The organism is Mesorhizobium temperatum, assembly GCF_002284575.1.
Lineage (GTDB): Bacteria > Pseudomonadota > Alphaproteobacteria > Rhizobiales > Rhizobiaceae > Mesorhizobium > Mesorhizobium temperatum.
Genome location: NZ_NPKJ01000042.1, coordinates 79,692 through 95,361, shown reverse-complemented (window position 1 = coordinate 95,361; position 15,670 = coordinate 79,692). Strand labels below are relative to the sequence as shown.

Annotated in this window: 23 protein-coding genes; 18 read left to right on the top strand and 5 right to left on the bottom strand. The window is 62.8% G+C overall.

Translation table 11 applies throughout. The features are described from left to right. Positions 1–269 precede the first annotated feature (269 nt). The 7 genes from CIT26_RS14150 to CIT26_RS14125 all read left to right on the top strand — a co-directional run bounded on the left by CIT26_RS14150 (position 270) and on the right by CIT26_RS14125 (position 7,121). Complete coding sequence (locus CIT26_RS14150) at positions 270–716, top strand: hypothetical protein (RefSeq protein ID WP_095493160.1); 447 nt, start codon at positions 270–272, stop codon at positions 714–716. 2 nt (positions 717–718) lie between these two features. Further along, complete coding sequence (locus CIT26_RS14145) at positions 719–1,210, top strand: hypothetical protein (protein WP_095493159.1); 492 nt, start codon at positions 719–721, stop codon at positions 1,208–1,210. Further along, positions 1,210–2,091 (top strand): hypothetical protein, encoded by an 882-nt coding sequence (locus CIT26_RS14140; RefSeq protein WP_206072762.1) that lies wholly within the window; start codon positions 1,210–1,212, stop codon positions 2,089–2,091. Before CIT26_RS14145 ends, CIT26_RS14140 begins: the two co-directional genes overlap by 1 nt. 328 nt (positions 2,092–2,419) lie before the next feature. Next, on the top strand, positions 2,420–2,797 hold the full coding sequence (locus CIT26_RS14135; protein WP_245319417.1) for a VanZ family protein: 378 nt from the start codon (positions 2,420–2,422) through the stop codon (positions 2,795–2,797). A 169-nt stretch (positions 2,798–2,966) separates the two neighbouring features. Next, positions 2,967–6,149, top strand: coding sequence for an SGNH/GDSL hydrolase family protein (locus CIT26_RS14130; RefSeq protein ID WP_095493158.1), 3,183 nt, complete (start codon positions 2,967–2,969; stop codon positions 6,147–6,149). A 63-nt stretch (positions 6,150–6,212) separates the two neighbouring features. Then, complete coding sequence (locus CIT26_RS38295; protein WP_280951113.1) at positions 6,213–6,335, top strand: hypothetical protein; 123 nt, start codon at positions 6,213–6,215, stop codon at positions 6,333–6,335. A 72-nt stretch (positions 6,336–6,407) separates the two neighbouring features. Next, positions 6,408–7,121, top strand: a complete 714-nt coding sequence (locus CIT26_RS14125) for a class I SAM-dependent methyltransferase (protein ID WP_095493157.1) — start codon at positions 6,408–6,410, stop codon at positions 7,119–7,121. Here the strand turns inward: CIT26_RS14125 and CIT26_RS14120 are convergent. The 4 genes from CIT26_RS14120 to CIT26_RS14100 form a co-directional block, all read right to left on the bottom strand. Beyond that, positions 7,114–7,662, bottom strand: coding sequence for an acyltransferase (locus CIT26_RS14120; RefSeq protein WP_095493156.1), 549 nt, complete (start codon positions 7,660–7,662; stop codon positions 7,114–7,116). The genes CIT26_RS14125 and CIT26_RS14120 overlap by 8 nt on opposite strands. Positions 7,663–8,163: 501 nt before the next feature. Next, positions 8,164–8,334, bottom strand: coding sequence for a hypothetical protein (locus CIT26_RS36585; RefSeq protein ID WP_167391400.1), 171 nt, complete (start codon positions 8,332–8,334; stop codon positions 8,164–8,166). A gap of 143 nt (positions 8,335–8,477) precedes the next feature. After that, positions 8,478–8,678: a hypothetical protein gene (locus CIT26_RS14105; RefSeq protein ID WP_095493173.1), complete on the bottom strand. Its 201-nt coding sequence runs from the start codon at positions 8,676–8,678 to the stop codon at positions 8,478–8,480. A gap of 418 nt (positions 8,679–9,096) precedes the next feature. Next, on the bottom strand, positions 9,097–9,276 hold the full coding sequence (locus CIT26_RS14100) for a hypothetical protein (protein ID WP_029351723.1): 180 nt from the start codon (positions 9,274–9,276) through the stop codon (positions 9,097–9,099). Between the two features lie 85 nt (positions 9,277–9,361). Between CIT26_RS14100 and CIT26_RS14095 the strand changes: the two genes are divergently transcribed. The 10 genes from CIT26_RS14095 to CIT26_RS14045 all read left to right on the top strand — a co-directional run bounded on the left by CIT26_RS14095 (position 9,362) and on the right by CIT26_RS14045 (position 14,307). Next, on the top strand, positions 9,362–10,171 hold the full coding sequence (locus tag CIT26_RS14095) for an N-acetylmuramidase family protein (protein ID WP_095493153.1): 810 nt from the start codon (positions 9,362–9,364) through the stop codon (positions 10,169–10,171). Further along, positions 10,168–10,386: a hypothetical protein gene (locus tag CIT26_RS14090; protein WP_095493152.1), complete on the top strand. Its 219-nt coding sequence runs from the start codon at positions 10,168–10,170 to the stop codon at positions 10,384–10,386. The genes CIT26_RS14095 and CIT26_RS14090 overlap by 4 nt, the downstream gene beginning before the upstream one ends. 1 nt (position 10,387) lies before the next feature. Further along, positions 10,388–10,654: a hypothetical protein gene (locus tag CIT26_RS14085; RefSeq protein ID WP_095493151.1), complete on the top strand. Its 267-nt coding sequence runs from the start codon at positions 10,388–10,390 to the stop codon at positions 10,652–10,654. After that, positions 10,639–10,851 (top strand): hypothetical protein, encoded by a 213-nt coding sequence (locus tag CIT26_RS14080; RefSeq protein ID WP_095493150.1) that lies wholly within the window; start codon positions 10,639–10,641, stop codon positions 10,849–10,851. The genes CIT26_RS14085 and CIT26_RS14080 overlap by 16 nt, the downstream gene beginning before the upstream one ends. Then, the gene (locus CIT26_RS14075) at positions 10,830–11,171 is read left to right on the top strand and encodes a hypothetical protein (protein WP_165848535.1); all 342 of its coding nucleotides are present in this window, start codon (positions 10,830–10,832) and stop codon (positions 11,169–11,171) included. The genes CIT26_RS14080 and CIT26_RS14075 overlap by 22 nt, the downstream gene beginning before the upstream one ends. A 114-nt stretch (positions 11,172–11,285) precedes the next feature. Then, a complete protein-coding gene (locus CIT26_RS14070; RefSeq protein ID WP_095493148.1) occupies positions 11,286–11,579 on the top strand; it encodes a hypothetical protein in 294 nt (97 codons plus the stop codon). A gap of 1,086 nt (positions 11,580–12,665) precedes the next feature. Further along, on the top strand, positions 12,666–12,986 hold the full coding sequence (locus CIT26_RS14060; protein ID WP_095493146.1) for a hypothetical protein: 321 nt from the start codon (positions 12,666–12,668) through the stop codon (positions 12,984–12,986). Positions 12,987–13,345: 359 nt separating this feature from the next. Then, entirely contained in the window at positions 13,346–13,651 is a 306-nt protein-coding gene (locus tag CIT26_RS14055) for a DUF1236 domain-containing protein (protein WP_095493145.1), read from the top strand. 99 nt (positions 13,652–13,750) lie between these two features. Further along, entirely contained in the window at positions 13,751–13,951 is a 201-nt protein-coding gene (locus CIT26_RS14050; protein ID WP_095493144.1) for a hypothetical protein, read from the top strand. A gap of 104 nt (positions 13,952–14,055) precedes the next feature. Then, complete coding sequence (locus CIT26_RS14045) at positions 14,056–14,307, top strand: DUF2934 domain-containing protein (RefSeq protein ID WP_095493172.1); 252 nt, start codon at positions 14,056–14,058, stop codon at positions 14,305–14,307. A 67-nt stretch (positions 14,308–14,374) separates the two neighbouring features. Here the strand turns inward: CIT26_RS14045 and CIT26_RS14040 are convergent, their stop codons facing one another. Continuing rightward, positions 14,375–14,698, bottom strand: coding sequence for a hypothetical protein (locus tag CIT26_RS14040; protein WP_342587016.1), 324 nt, complete (start codon positions 14,696–14,698; stop codon positions 14,375–14,377). A gap of 245 nt (positions 14,699–14,943) precedes the next feature. On the opposite strand from CIT26_RS14040, the gene CIT26_RS14035 reads away from it, so the two are divergent. Then, positions 14,944–15,669, top strand: a complete 726-nt coding sequence (locus CIT26_RS14035; RefSeq protein ID WP_095493143.1) for a GntR family transcriptional regulator — start codon at positions 14,944–14,946, stop codon at positions 15,667–15,669. Position 15,670 lies beyond the last annotated feature (1 nt).

The following is a 15,670-nucleotide window of genomic DNA, read 5'->3' as shown; positions in this document are numbered from 1 at the left end:
CATGCGTGGCAAAATGATGCGTGCAGGCTGGAACGATGCTTATCTCTTCCAGCTCATGACTCAAATGCGATAGCCCTGCCCTCGAGGGGGGAGATGTCGCCGAAGGCGACAGAGGGGGTCGGTACGTCCTGACGCAGCCTCCTATCGCGGTCAGAGGATGCCGGCGCTTCACGCGAGACGACCCCCTCTGGCCTGCCGGCCATCTCCCCCTCAAGGGGGGAGATCAGCGGCGTCGCCGCCCTTTCATCACCCTCCTAAAAGGACCCCCCGTGACCCCAATCCCCCATGACAGGCGCCGCGCAGCGGCCGCGCAAAGTGAAGCCTGCGTCGACATCGCAGCACTCGCCGACGAGATCAGGGCAAACGCCGCTTCCCTCGACGAGCGCTGGCGCATGGCCCAGTGGCTGATAGAACAGCTGCGCCAGCAATTGTTCGACGCCGATGCCTTGCGCCGTGCCGTCGCCACCGCCAACAGCCAGTTCGACGCTGCCGGCGTTGCCAACCTGAAAATCAACCTGACTGCCATCCGGCGCGCCGCCATAGCCGGGCGGCGAGCGGCAGCACCCGCTCGTCTCAGCGCGGCAGCGATCCAGGCCGACAAGATGCTTCTGTCCCTCCTCAGCCCCGGCGGCGCGCTCGACCCGCGCCCGGCGCTCGGCGCGCCGGTCGGAGGCATCGCGGGTAGATTTTCGCTTCGTGGCCGAGGCCGCGGCTGACCATGTGCACACTTGCCCTTATCGGCACGGCTCTCTCGGTCGGCGGCGCGCTGGTCGAGGGCCAGCAGTCGAGGCAGATGGCCGGCTATCAGGCCAAGGCCTATGAACAGCAGGCGCGGGCCGACGCGCAAGCCGCGGCCTTCGAACAGGGCCAGGAGCGCCACAAGCAGGATCTTCTGCAGGCGCAGGCGCGTGCCCAGGCCGGCGCCTCGGGCGTCGGCGTGGCAGGCTCGCCGACCGAGGTGCTGGCGGCCAATGCAAGGCAGGGCCAGCTCGACATCAAGGCGATCCAGTACGGCTCGCAGCTGCGCCAGAACAATCTGACCACGCAGGCTGCGATCTCGCGTTTTTCCGGCAAGCAGGCGGCGGCGGCCTCGATCTTCAAGGCCGGCGGCAACCTCGTGTCCGGCCTTTCCGGCATCTACGACCCCAGTAAGGCGGTGACGTTCGGCAAGAGCGCCTTTCCGCCGGCGCCGGGCGGAGGGCTTTACTGATGGCGACCATCCCCCTCCAGCTTGCCCAGCGCCGGCTCGACACCGGCAATGTGGTTTCCTATCCCGGTGGCTCGCCGGTTGGCGCCGCCATGCAAGGCTTTGGCGCCGAGCTCTCGGCTGTCGCCGAGCGCTTCCAGCAGCAGAAGCAGCAGCAGGACGCCTTCGACGCCGAGGTCATCGGCCGCGAGCTGAACGGCCAGATCGCCCAGGCCGAAAACGAGGCGATCCGGAATGCGCCGGCCGACGGTCGCGGCCTGCATGATGCGATATACGGCCAGGTCGATCCCCGCACCAACGGCGTCATCAAGTCCGGCCTCTTCGACAAGATATTCGACAGCACTGTGCCGAAAGTGCCGGAGAGCGAACGCGCCAACTTCATCAGGAAAAAAGAGGCTTTAAGGCTGGCCGGCTCGGCACGCATGGCCGCACAGCAATATGCGCGCCGCCAGGACTATGAGCAGGCCGAATGGTCCAAGGCGCAAGACGCCTACACAAGCGCCATCGCGCAGAGCGATCCGGACGACACCGCAGCGTTCGAGGCGATCAGGCAGAGCGGGTTCGACTTCATCGCCAAGATGGGCAACCCGGTCGGCAGGGAATTGGCCGAAGCTGCATGGCGCAGCAACACGGCAAAAGCGCTCGCACAGGCGATGATCGGCAAGGATCCGGGCCGCGCTGTTGAACTGCTTGGCGCCGAGCCTGCCGCGAAGGCCACCATCGGCGCGATCAACGGTGAAACCACCGGCGCTGAAGGCGGCACCGATCTGTCGGCGAAAAACCCGAATTCGCCCGCTTCGGGCGACGACCGCCTTGCCGATCTCAGGCCCGACGATAGGGCTGCGCTCGCCCGGCTGGCCGGCGCCTCGGTGGCGCAAAACTGATGTCCGCACCAGGCGGCCGGGCTAGATTTTCTCGTTACCTGCCCCTGTTGCATTGGCCGTCAGCTCACCGACATCTTAGCGTTCCTACTCTTTCACGTCTCGTCTTCGTAGGCTTTTTCATGGGAAAAACCCAAGGTTCCTGAAATCGCCGCTGGCAATGCACGCAGGTATGTGGTCGTTTCCAGGGCGATGAGAGCCACGGCGGCCTTTCTTACGACACAGGCTTGTGGTTCTGGATTTGAAATTCCCAAGCGCTGATGCGATCATTGGAGCGGCAACTTCAAATCCCCTGGCCCATCCAGACTTTCAGATGAAGGACTGACCCATCTTGTTGCGCTTAGACTCTTATCCGATGCTGGCAAGGATCGTTTTTCCGGTCACTTTGGCCGGCGTTCTCCTGCTCACGCTTCTGCCGGCGCGGTTCTTGCCCGATCTTGGCGGGGCCGTCACGCTTCACGATGACAAGTTGCATCACGCCATCGCCTTCGCAGTGCTGGCGGCCCTGGGAAGTCTCGGCTGGCCGGAACACAAGACAAGGCTGATTGTTGTCCTCGCCTTTACCGGCGCGGCGATCGAGGTTCTTCAGGGCTCGCAACTGATAGGGCGCGATCTGGATGGGTTCGACTGGGTTGCCGACTGCGCCGGCATGGCGTGCGGGCTGACAATCGCCGGCTGGACAAAGAGGCGCGTTGGCGGATTGCCATAGGCCGCAGCGGGTTTTGGGCGCCTTTTTTCTCTCGAGATCGGCTAGACCAGCCGCGCCTCTTCCGCGCCCGCCAGATGTGCCGTGGACCGCGCGTCCCGTAAGCGCACGCTGAAATCATAGACCACTTTTGAGCCTCGCTTCGCGGGGCTTTTTTCATGGAGCAAGCCTGATGGCCCGACCTGCAACTGCCGCCGTTCGACTTCTGACCGGCGAACGCGAACCCGTGCGCCTGGCGACCACGGTCAACATTCTCCTCCGTGGCCTGCAGACCATCGACGGCATGCCGTGCGAGGTTGGCGACCGCGTGCTGGTCAAGCACCAGGCCGACCAGAGACAGAACGGCATCTACACGGTGAGCGAGGGCGAATGGTTTCGCGCCGCCGACGCCCGCACCGCCCGCACCTTGCAGAAGGGAACAACGGTCCACATCCAGGTTGGGACAATCAATGCCGGGCGGGTGTTTGAATTTAGCGCTGACGAGCCGGTGGTGGGCAGCGATGCCATCACCATTGCCGCGTTCGTGCCGCCCGACATTGCGGAGGTGGTCGAGGATGTCGAATCGCTGCGCGACGAAGCGCAGGTGCTGAAGGATGCCACTGAGGCCAGTGCCGGCCAGGCAGCCGCCAGCGCTGCCAGCTCCGCCGCGAATGCCGGACAGACCGCCGCCGATGTCGTCACCACCGCGGCCAACCTGGCCAGCGCGCAGGCGGCACGCGACGCGTCGCTGTATGGCAAGGGCATTTTCCCGACGACGGCGGCGGCGGTCGGCTTTGGCATCGTCGGTAGCGGTGCGATCACGGCGGGCGCCGGTGGCGCCAACGGCACCTTCGATTTGGCGTTTACCGGCGGTGCTGGCTCGGGCGCGGCCGGCCGCTTCGTCGTCGCCGGCGGCGCGCTGACGCAGATCCTGATCACGGCGCCCGGCTCCTACACGGTGGCGCCAGCTTTCAGCTTTGCGGCATCGGTGGGATTGGCTGGCGCGAGTGCGGCGGCGGTCCTCGCCCGGAATGTTGAGGTTGGTGAATACTTCTGGACCGAAGTCTCGACCGGCATCCTTGGAATGTACACTGTGGCGGCCGGGCCGGTTGCCGTTGACACGGGCGTTCGTGCTTCGGCGGCGGAAGTCATTGCCTTGATCGGATCGAGGACGGTCGGGCCGGTTCCGATCACTGGTTCGGTCGGCGGCACGGTGGTCTCCAACAGCAGCGTCTATTACTGGCCGGGGTCACTATCGACGGTCGATGAATTTCTGTCGAGTGTAGAACTCGGCTTCGGCGCTGGGCCGGGAACAATTCATATCGTCTTTGCCCACGTCGAGGGCGATGGCACGTTAACTCTGGTCTCTGAACAAACTATCCCTGTCGTTGCCGGCCCGTCCTCCGTCAACTCGGGGCTCTCGATCCTGAAGCCGGCCGGCAGCGTCATGGGCTTACAGCGCACAGGCGCGGGCACCTGGTACTATACGGCCGGGGCAATTCCGAACGGCGAAAGCGAGTGGTTTACGGCGGCGGTGCCGTCCTCGCACACCGCCAAGACCATCGGCTTTACAAACGGCCCGCAATGGAAAGCAACTTTCACAGGTGAAGTCGGCACAAAGGCGCGCGCCGCCTACGATACCGCAAACGGTCTTGTCGATGTTGTCGGTTCGGAATTGGTTACCGGGTGGCCGTCGCTGGTCAACACCGGAGCGAACACGCCCGCGAACTACAGCATCGTCATGCAAACGCCGGCTCCCGCCGCTGGCTTCATCACTCAGGTCGATGTCGGGATTAGCGGCGCGGGTGCTGCACTGGTCCATGTTGTCGAGGTCTCGGCAGGACCAACCGTCAACGTGATCAGCACCACGCCAATCACTCTTGCAAATGGCGTTCCCCCTATCCCTCTCTCGATCCCGATTGCGGCCGGACAATATCCGGCGATCAGCGGCGGCGGCTTCAAGTTTCAGAACAGCGTCAATCCGGAAGGCATTCCCGTTTGGCTCAGGAACGGGGCGCTGTCGAACGGCGCCAGTGTGGCGAATTCGACCCAGCACCGCTATGAGGTCCGCTTCACGATCAAGACCGGTCTTATAGCGGATGCAGCAAGGGCCTTGAACGGCGGCACGCAGAACACCGGCATGAACCTGCTGGCAGACGCCGACCCGAATGGCGTCGTTGACGCGACCGCGATCTTTGCTTCGGCCGGGGCCGCTCACCCAAATCCCTACGTCCCGCCCGGCAGCTTCGCGCTGACGGCTATGCCTAAGTCTGGCGACGGCTTTTGGGGGCCTGGAAAGCCGTTTGTCGATGGCAGGAGATTTTTCGTTCCGGCTCGCCCGTCGCTGTTCAATCTTTCTGATGGCTTCCGGGCCAAGATGGCGGAGCACATCGCCAACAACGATGTGCTTTGCCTGATCGCCGACAGCATCGGTCATTGGGCTCTGGCCAGCAATGGCTCTGCCCACTGGTTCAATCGAGTTACGCAGTTCGCCAATCTCGGCATTGCGGATGATGAGCCTGGCATGACGGCGTTGCGGCCTAGCTCCACCTATAAGCCCGCCTTCTATGGCGTCACGACCAGCGGAACCGTGTCGACGGGAACGCGCGGGCCGCTCGGCGAAAGCATTATCCTTGCGGATGACGCGTCGCTGACGTTCACGGGCGCCTATGAGCAGGTCGACGTCCATTACACCCAGGACGCCGGTCAAGGCTCGCTCGCGTTCGCCTTCAACGGTGGCGCGGCCTACAAGACTGTGAACACTGCCGGCGCTCTGGCGCTCGATCAATATTCCGGCCCGTCCCTGACAGGGCAGGCGGCGAGCGGAAACTATACCCTTACGGCCGTAGGCGGACCGGTGGAGATCACTGGGCTTATCCGTCTCGGCATCAAGGCGGCCGGCTCGCGTCCGCGCCTGCGGACGCTGCGCGCTGCGCACGGAAGCTATACGTTCGCATCCTTCAACGCGCCGCGCCTTGCTTCTGCGGTCGCACAATGCGGCTATGCTGGCGGCAAAATTGTGCCGGTCCTCGCCCTGGGCATCAATGACAGCTTTAGCACGCCGCCGGCGACGATTTCAGCCAATATCACGTCGATCATCAACACGCTGGAGGCGGCCGGCGCTCCTCGCATGATGGCCATGCCGCCAACACGGCCATCATCCGCTTGGGATAGCAACTATACAGGCGGTCGCACCTATGACGCAGCGCTTGGTGCGATACGTCAAACCTATCGGTCGCGCAATGTGCTGACGGTCCCGATTGACGGGTTCGATTATGTCAGCTCGGGGGCCTATCAAGAGGGCCTGCACTACAACGATGCCGGCCACGACAGCAATGCGCTGCGCTTCATCGAATACGTCGCGGAAAGGGGATAAGGCCATGCCATTCACAATTCATCGCAAGGGTGAAGTGATCGCGACGCTTGAAGAGGGTGAGGAATGGTGATCGTCGGCAAGAAGATCCTGATTACGAAGCCCAATGACCCGACTTATAGTCGAGAAATCACAGTGTTTAAGGACGATGCCGAAGGGCTCGTCGAAGTGTGGCTGGGAGACGCCTAGTCCGTACTGGACGCGGTTCGCGCGCTATGGCACGGTTGGCTTGGCGGGGGCGATCCTTAGGAGGATTTCTCTATGGCGGACGCCGGCAGTATTATGTCGATCTATGATGACTACTACGCAGATGGCAAAGTAGCCGCGAAACGCGAAATTGCTTCGAAGCAATCAGTCGGCCATATAGAAGCGATCCTCCCGGGGGAGACCTTCGAAAAGGTCCTTGATATCGGGGCTGGTGAAGGGGCTGTGCTGGACAAGCTCAACAAGCGAAAACTGGCAAAGACACTCGGGGCCGTCGAGATTTCGACCTCGGGTATTGAGGCCATCAAGGCACGGAAAATCCCTAGTCTGAAGAGCCTCGATGTTTTCGATGGCTACCACATTCCGCACTCCGACAAGTCGTTCGACCTGGGGTTGGCCATCCACGTCGTCGAACACGTCGAGCACGAACGGATGTTTTTGATGGAGGCGGCGAGGGTCTGCAAGCAGCTCTACATCGAGGTGCCGCTGGAGCATACGAGAAACCTCAATCGCGCCATTCGGATGTCCGGACCGTATGGGCATATCAATTTCTACACGCCGCTGACGTTCGAAAATCTGCTCAATACCTCCGGGCTCAAGGTCGACAGGCTGATGACGTTTGCTCACGATCTCGCTTATGAACAGCACCTGGCCGGGCGGTCCAAAGGATGGGTGAAATACAAGTTGCGGACCGAATTTCTCAAGGTCGCGCCCAAGGCTGCGGTGCGGAACATGGCGTACATGGCCGGAGCGCTCTGCAGCACTAAGTAATTGATTCTGAAAGGTCACGGACCTTTTTAGCCGGAACTCCGGCAACGACCGTGAAGGGCTCTACGTCCTTCGTGACGACAGACGCTGCGCCGACGACCGCGCCCTTGCCGATCGTGACACCTTTCAGGATTGTCACGCTAAAGCCGATCCAGACATTCTCATCGATTGTGACCGGCGCGATGCCGACACCCGACCAGTTCTTTTTGCCTTGATGCCACTCGGCGACATCGCTTGTGCGCTGCTTCCAATCCAGCGAGTGCGAGTTATGGTCAACGATCGTCGTACCCCATGAGATAACGACATCATCGCCAATAGTGATGTGTTCTGCAGCGACTAGGTGGCTCTTGCCGATGTAGCAGCGCCGTCCGATCGTGATCCGCGCTTCTGGTCGATCAAACGAGAAGTAGCAGTTGATGATCCCGTCCTCGCCGATCGAGTGATGGCCACGGCGGGCAGTACGGACGCTCTGAATGGCCATCTTCGTGCCGGCGCCGACATTGACGCCCGCTAGGCGTTGCAGGAGGGGCGGCACAAAAGGCATGTCAGTGTCTTCCGTATCGTGTTTGTTGCTGCCTCTCGGCGATAACCTGCAAACCGTCGCAGAGCATGAGGTGCCGTTGTGGCATTCGCGTACTAAGCTCCTTCAATGCTGGCCGCGCATCGTGCTCGTCGTCGGCTATCATTGGCGCAGGGATGTGTCGGCCATCGATTGCTTGGACCGAAAAGCGCTTGAGGGTTTGTGCCACCGGCAGGTTAATTCGCATTGTCAGGGGCAGATCCGTTGGGCGGTCATCATTTGCGGCAAGCACCTCCGCTTTGCAAGCGTGATCGTGAGGTAGTTCACGCTCTAGTTCGTTTGGCTCGACACGGCCCCTGGCAGCGAGCCAGTGCAGGTAGCATTTCGCCAACGGCAGATCCCGAGTGATCTTGTGGGTCGATAATTTCGGCAGCGTCTGGCTGCCGGCTGGCTGGCTTGCGCGTCCAAAAGACACGCCGTAGCCCGCGCCGCCGCGCAGGCGAATGGCGCAAAAGACTGCAAAGACTAATGACGGCTGTCTTGCGGCTTGTCGTGAGGCTGGCTGTTCGACCACCAGATAAAATACAGCGAACCTATCTTCATCACCGGCACGCGACGCTCGCGTTCGCGCACCCGCAATTCGCGATAGACTTTCATCTTCAGGGTGCCGCCCGGCAATTTGATACGCAGTGCCATCGGTTCAACTCCCGCCGGCAAGGCAATGATGATGTGCAATGCAGCAATTAGAGGACTTCCCCCAGGGAAGAGTCAACAGCCGATGGGTTTTTTTGACTCTTCCCAGGAAGGGTTCGCGCAGGCGCCCGATGAGATTCAGGGCGTCAACGCGTTGCCTGGAGTTGGTCCGGATCGTCCGGTGCACCCGGCTGGCCGATTAAAGGACGCGGCCGGTTCGACCACCAGGTGAAATAGACCGAACCGATCTTGACGACAGGGATGCGGGGGCTGCGTTCGCGCCCGCGCAATTCGCGATACACCTTCATCTTCAAGGTGCCGCCCGGCAACTTGATACGAACCGCCATCAGCCCAATCCCCATTGTGCAGCGCAGCAACTAGAGAGCTTCCGTTGCGGAAGAGTCAAGGACTGATCGTTGACTATTTGTTTCTGGGGCTATCTTCCGGGACTGTTTCCAGAAGGGTCCGGGCGCAGGCTCGGGATCATCGTTTTGGCGGGCGCCCTGACATGCTGCTCGGCCACCAGATGATGAAGTAATTTCCGACCTTCCAGACCGGAACCTCGCGCTTCTGTTCGCGGCCTCGCAGCTTGTCCCTCGTCTTGATCTTCAAGGTCCCGCCCGGAAGCCTGATCCTTAATGTCACGCGCCCTCCCGCACCTGTGTCCCACGGGGTATGAACGGTTCATGGCAGCAGTTTCATCCCGGCTAAGCGATTTCGGTTCAGGTGGCAGGACGGATCGAGCTTCTCAAGCGGTCAACACCGTCACTTGAAGAAATCCGCCATGCCCTGGATGGCCAGGAACGCATAGAGGATCGGCCCGGCGACCAGCCCGCAATAGAGGCACAGGATCGCTGCCAGCGCCACAAGCAGCGGCTTGTCGCGGCCGACCGCGCACAGTTCGGCCTTCACCGTCCAGCGCGCCGTTCCTTCATCTTGCGACATCGGCCGCTGTCCTCCCCTTTGGGGTTCATTTCACACAATCGCTTGCAAACATCAACCGGCCCGCGAGGGCGGAAAGGACACGACCATGGACATCATGTTCAAGGGCGCCGCCAGGCGCCTGGACGACCTCGATCTGCCAAAACTTGGCGCCAGGATCGGCGTCGGCGAGGACGAGATCCACGCCTTTCTCGATGTCGAAACCAGCGGGCATGGCTTCGACGCCCATGGCCGGCCGGTCATCCTGTTCGAGCCGCATGTCTTTTTCCGCAACCTGTCGGGGGCGAAGCGGGCGCAAGCTGTCGCGGCCGGCCTTGCCTATGCAAGGTGGGGCGAAAAGCCTTATCCCCGGGACAGCTATCCGCGCCTGAAAGCCGCCTGCGCCATCGACGAGACGGCGGCGCTCAGATCGGCGTCGTGGGGCCTCGGCCAGGTTCTCGGCGAGAATTTCAAGGCGGCCGGCTTCCTCACCGTGCAGGCCATGGTCGAAGCCATGATGGAGGACGAGGCGCTGCAGCTGGCGGCGGCGGTCAATTTCATCGCCGCCAACCGGCTCGACGGCAAATTGCGCAAGCATGATTGGGCCGGCTTTGCCAAGGGTTACAACGGCGCATCCTATAGGAAGAACGCCTACGATATCAGGCTTGCCGCCGCGTTCCGCAAATGGTCTGGGATCAAGGACACGCCGTCCGCTGCCCCAGCGCGGCCTCCAGCGCCTGTTCCGATCCCGCAGGCTCCGCAACCGGACATTCTTGCGCCTTCAGGGCCAAAGCACGGGCCGGGCGAGGCTGGAGTCCGGCCCGGACCGTTGCCCGGACCCTTGCCCGGATTCTGGGCCGCAGTCCTGGCTCCGTTGGTCGCCGCAATCCTCTCCTTGTTTCGAAAGGTAAAGCCATGACGTGGTTCAATACCAATGCCGCGCACAATCTGATCAATGTGCTGATCCTGCTGCTCACCGGCCTGGTCGGCTTCGACTGGACGCTGTTCGGCATCGACGCTGCCCTGGCACTCAAGATCACCGGGGTGCTGACCCTGCTCAAGATCCTGATGAATGTCGTGCGCGACGGCGTTGCCGGCCTCGTCAGAAAACAGCCTGCCGTGGAGGGCGATTGAGATGTGGGTGCTTTCCATGCTGAGCGCGCTCGCCGGCAACAAGACGATCATGGCGATCTTCGCAGCACTCGTCGGCGGCATCGGCCTGTTTGTCGCCGGCGGCATCAGCCGGGCCAAGAAGGATACGGCCAGGCGAGCGGCGGAAAAACTCGCCGCCGCGCAGGAGCGCCTCGAGATGGACCGCGAGGCGACCGATGCCGAACGCGCGGCGCGCGACCTGCCGGACGAAGCCGCACGGCGGGAGGCGATGCGATGGGCAAGGCACTGATGATCGGTCTGCTGCTCGGCGGCCTGTTGCTCGCCGGATGCACAACGCCTGTTTCGCCGGCGCGCCTGGTCTGGTGCGACCACAACCAGCCGCGCCGTCCCTCCGCCGTCGTCGTCGCCGCCATGACGCGGCCCGAGCTCGACGAGGTGAACGCCTACAACGCGAAGGGCGCCAGATGGTGCGGGTGGAAGCCATGATACAGGAGTTTCTCGATGCTCTCGGCATCAAGGCGCCGGTGGTGGTCGCCGGCCTTTCCGGCGGCATTCTGCGCGCCTTGTCGCGCCACCGCTACAAGGTCCGCGAGATGGTGGCGTCGCCGATCTGCGGCGCGCTGGCGGCGGCCTACCTGACATTGCCAGTGGTGCATTACATCCGCGCGGGCCTGCCTTTACCGTCGCCCGACGACGACACCACGACGCTGGCCGCGGCGTTCCTCATCGGCGTCTCGGCGATGTGGATCTCGGACATCGTCTTCGAGGTGGTGGTGAGGCGGTTCAAACCGGAGAAGGAGGAGTGAGATCGCGCCTGTCTTATTGCGCCGCAGCAACAGCCTCTTGCGGGAGACCCGGGTGAAGGTTGCGGAACCACGGGCAAAGGTGCGCGTTGGGCACGACCCTTGAGAGGATCTACCATGCCAGCTCGCCCAATCGTCCCGACAGCCGCAGCGATCCTGCTCGCCGCCACAAGCATGGCTTACGGCCGGCCGGATGCGCGCACCATGACATGCGAACAGACGCAGCAGCTGATCCAGAGCCGGCGCGCGATCGTCCTGACCACCGGCCGCAATACCTATGATCGATATGTCCGCCAATACGGCAATGAGTGCGACTGGCCCGAAGTGCCCGTCACCTCCTATATCAGGACGCTTGACGGTCAATGTCGGGTCCATCGATGCGAGGAACCGGTTTTCGATTTCCCGGACTAGTTCCTCTGTGCAGAGGGTTTGACAGGTCGAGCCGGTCGGCAGCGAACGTGGACCCCGTCAGTGGCAAATCGCAAACTTTGGAGGTTAGCCGAAACACCTCTCCACTTCGTCATCCCAGGGCGGAGCAAGGAGCGAAGCGACGCGGCGCAGACCCTGGGATCCATTCCGTGACATCTGCCGAAGAATGCTGCGGCTCAGAATAAAAGCGCTCTGTAGCGATCCTTCGCGCCCCCCTCTGTCCTGCCCTCTTGGCCAAAACTTGGCATCTCCCCCACTTGGGGGGAGATCGGCAGCTTCGCGGACAGCGTCCTTTTTGCAAGGCTGGTGGTTGGCGAAATCAGTGATGAAGGCCAATCTCCCTCCTTGTGGGGGAGATGTCCGGCAGGACAGAGGGGGCGCTGTCCCTCAGCGATCAAAGGTTCTGCACCGCAGCAGCGCTCCAAGGCAACGGCATGGATCCAAGGGTCTGCGCCGCGTCGCTTCGCTCCTTGCTCCGCCCTAGGACGACGAAGGCGCAGGGGGCTTACGGCTAATCGCCAGCGTCAGAGAACGCGGCTGAAGGCCGGCCGACAGCGACCGTCCGCAGTCGCTTTCAGGCTCAGTCAAGGACCAAATCCTCTGTGCAGAGGAGCTAGAGGCAACCCGACGCCTGATCCAAGGTCTCTTCGCGCGACGTCTCTTCGCGCGACACCGACGGGGGCCGATGCTCTAAAAGCCGAAGAATTGCCAGCCGACCAGAAATCCAAGTGCGACGACCACCAGGGGAAACAAGGCCGGCGCCAGCCGGCTGAGGACGGAACGCCTTGCCGGCTCCTTTGCGGCGCTCCTTTCGGCGTTTCCGAGATTTTTGGTCATGGTCCAATATAGTAGCAATCGCTGATTAACGATTCCCCAACATGCTGCGCCCGCCCCGGAAACGGGGCGGTTTTTTCGCGTCTTCAACGGAAGTCGTCGCCATTGCCGCTCAAAACTGTCGTGCCGGTCGATTGAACCAGCATGGAGCCGGGCGCGTCGCAGCATACGGGAACCAATCGCCGCCCATCTGCTTTGGCAAGGAGGTGATCCTTCGCGGGAAAGGAGTTCGACATGAAACCTTTCGCATTCCTGCCGAGCGCGTTGATCATGGGCGTGCTGGGCGCACTGGCGGCGCCGGCTGCCGCCCAGACGGAGACACAAGACCAGGCGCCTGCCGGCCCCTGCCATGCCCAGCCGCAGAACGGCCAGCAGCAGGAGCCGCCCGTCAACAACGGTGCCGGCGACAGCCTGACCGACACGCTTGATCCCTGCAACGGCGTGCTGCAGCCGCCGCCGACCGGCGATCAGGGCATGGCCGCACCGCCGCCGGACGAAGGCAGGACACCGGTGCTCAAGCCCGGCGAGGTGCCGGCGCAGCCGCCGAAACAATAGGTTGGGGCATTTGCCGTCCAGGCACCTGACGCGTGCCCCGACGCCGGCAGGCTTTTTTGCCGCTGGGCGGAACATTAGCTCTCGCTAAATGTTCATCTCGAAGCAGTCGATATCACCCCCCTCCGGTATCGCTGCTGATCGGGCAAACCGATCGGCCCGCGTGCCTGCAACAGGAACGCGGGCCACTGCGGTCGGTCGCAGCAACGCATCCGGGCGGCGCCACTGCGGCGCCAATTAGCCGCCGCTCACGGAACAAGAAGGTGGCGTGAGCGTTTCCAAAGAGGGCCCGCCGTCCCGATTGTGATCCAATGTTGCCACCCGTGGAAGGCGAAGTCCGCCAACAAGAACAGGAGAAGACGATGAAGATCCACCTTGTTCCTGCCGCCGCCGGGCTGGTTCTGCTCACTGGTGTCGGCGTGGCCACCGCAGACCAGGTGATTGTCACGCCCGAGCAGCAGACAGTCATCCGCGAGTATGTGGACAGGCACCCGCTGGCGTCGATCAGCCTTCTGGGAGTGGAGCTCAACATCGGTTCCACCGTGCCCGAAACGGTTGAACTTCACCCGATCGACGTTCCCGACGTGCAATACAGATACGTGGTCGTCGACGATCGCACCGTGCTGGTCGATCCCGGCACGCGCAGGATCGTGCAGGTCATTGACTGACCTTCACCCGCCGCTCTCTCGGAAAGACGCGAGACGAGCGGCGGCTCGCCGGCAGGCAGCCGGCTGTTGATCGTCTTGTCGCGGGAAGGAGCCATTTCCATGTTGCCGCATGTCGAGTCACGCAATGTGGCCGCATCTGTCGACAAGCTGCTTGCTGAACGGGGCACTGCCCTGTTGTCGATGAAGGAGTTGATTGCAGAGGTGCGTGAGCGAACTGGAACGGAGCGCTCGGACGCCGATCTGGCGGGGCTGATCACAAAGAAGGCGGCACTCCTCGGTGTTGCGGTTCTGTCGGACTAGGGCTGAGGCCGCCCAAGACGTTGATCCGAACTCATGACGTCGATCCGAACTTGGGCTAAGACAGCTGTTGCCCAAGGCCTTGAACCGAACCGATGGAGGCAACAGTGACGGACGACAGGCAGGAACGCATTCGCCGGCGGGCTCACGCGATCTGGGAACAGGCCGGCCGGCCCGACGGCGCGCATCAACAGCACTGGGACCAGGCCACTGCCGAGATCGACGGTGAGGTGAGCAGGCCGAAGGCCAAGGCCGCTCGACCGAAGGAGCCGGCGGCCGCCAAGGCCAAGCCAAAGGACACCAAGCCAAAAGACACCAAGCCAAAGACTGCTCGGCCGCGCAAAGATTCAGCGAGCTAAACGCTTCGGCCGCGGGACGAAGCTCCGTACCGCGGCCGAAAGCGTGAGTTCCCGAAATCGATCTCGGCTACTTGCCGCAATGGTTGTCGTTGACGGTCGGTGAAACCGTGCCGGGAGCCTTGTGCGTGGCATCAGGCATCGCGCCCTGCGGGCCTATAGCGCAGTTCCGATCGGCATTGGAATTCATGCCGTCAGGGCCCGCAATAATGCTACCGGTAATCCCGCGATCGACAGCGTCCGGCTCGGCCAGGTTCGGATCGATCGGGGCCGGGTCCGTTACGACGCTTCTGTCGCTGCCGGTACCCATGTCAGCGTCTGGGTCGCTGGCATTCTGGGCCATCGCAGAAGTGGCCAGGCCAGCGGCGAGCACGGACGCCGCGAGAATTTTCATAAGCATGGTTGCCTCCATTTGTCTCCATTTTTTCGGTTGTCGCCGCATCGCGACTACAGAAAAAACCGCTCGGGGGTGGTGAAGGTTCCCATAAATTCCAGCCTGCGACGAACCGTCGTGATGAGCAGGGCAATCTTGCCCAGCAAATGCCGGGAACCCAAAAACGTGCTGGCAGCGAGCCGTTGACATACCTGCCATGTCACGATATTGAACAGGACTATACAGGTTTACTGAACAGGTATTCCATGGCGCGTCGCACGACTCCGTCGTCTCCCGGAACGGGCAAGCCCGAACGGATCGCCACCGTCCTCGAACACGAGATACGCTCCGGCGTGCTCGGCTTCGGCGACCGCCTGCAGAGCGAGAACGAGCTCGTCCAGCGCTTCTCCGTCAGCCGCAACACCATCCGCAAGGGTCTCGAGGAATTGTCGAGCCGCGGACTGATCACCACCAAGGTCGGCATCGGCTCGTTCGTCACCTTCGACGGCATGCCGGTCGACGACGCCGTCGGCTGGTCGCGGGCGCTGGCCAATGCCGGCGCCAACGCCGACACGCGCACGCTCAGGCTCGAAGTCATGCAGGATGCCGAGCTCGCCGCCAGGCTGGGCGTCGAAAGCCCGTTCTTCATCGCCGTCGACCGGGTGCGCTCCAACGCCGATGACGGCCATGCGATCTCGATCGAGCGCAGCCGCTTGCCGCTGTCGCCGGAGCTGGAGGACGTGCCGCTGCGCGGCCTGCGCGAGGGCTCGCTGCACCAGACGCTGCGCGCGGCGGGGCTCGTCCCCGATCACGGCGAGGAGTGGGCCGATATCGAGATGCTGAGCGCCGAGGACGCGGCCATTCTCGATTGCGCGCCCGGCGCGCCGTTCCTGCGCACGCGGCGCCTGACGCGCGCCGCCGACGGCCGCGCCATCGAATTTGTCACCAGCCTGCTCAATCCGGCGCATTTCGCGCTGCACCTGGAGTTCTGAG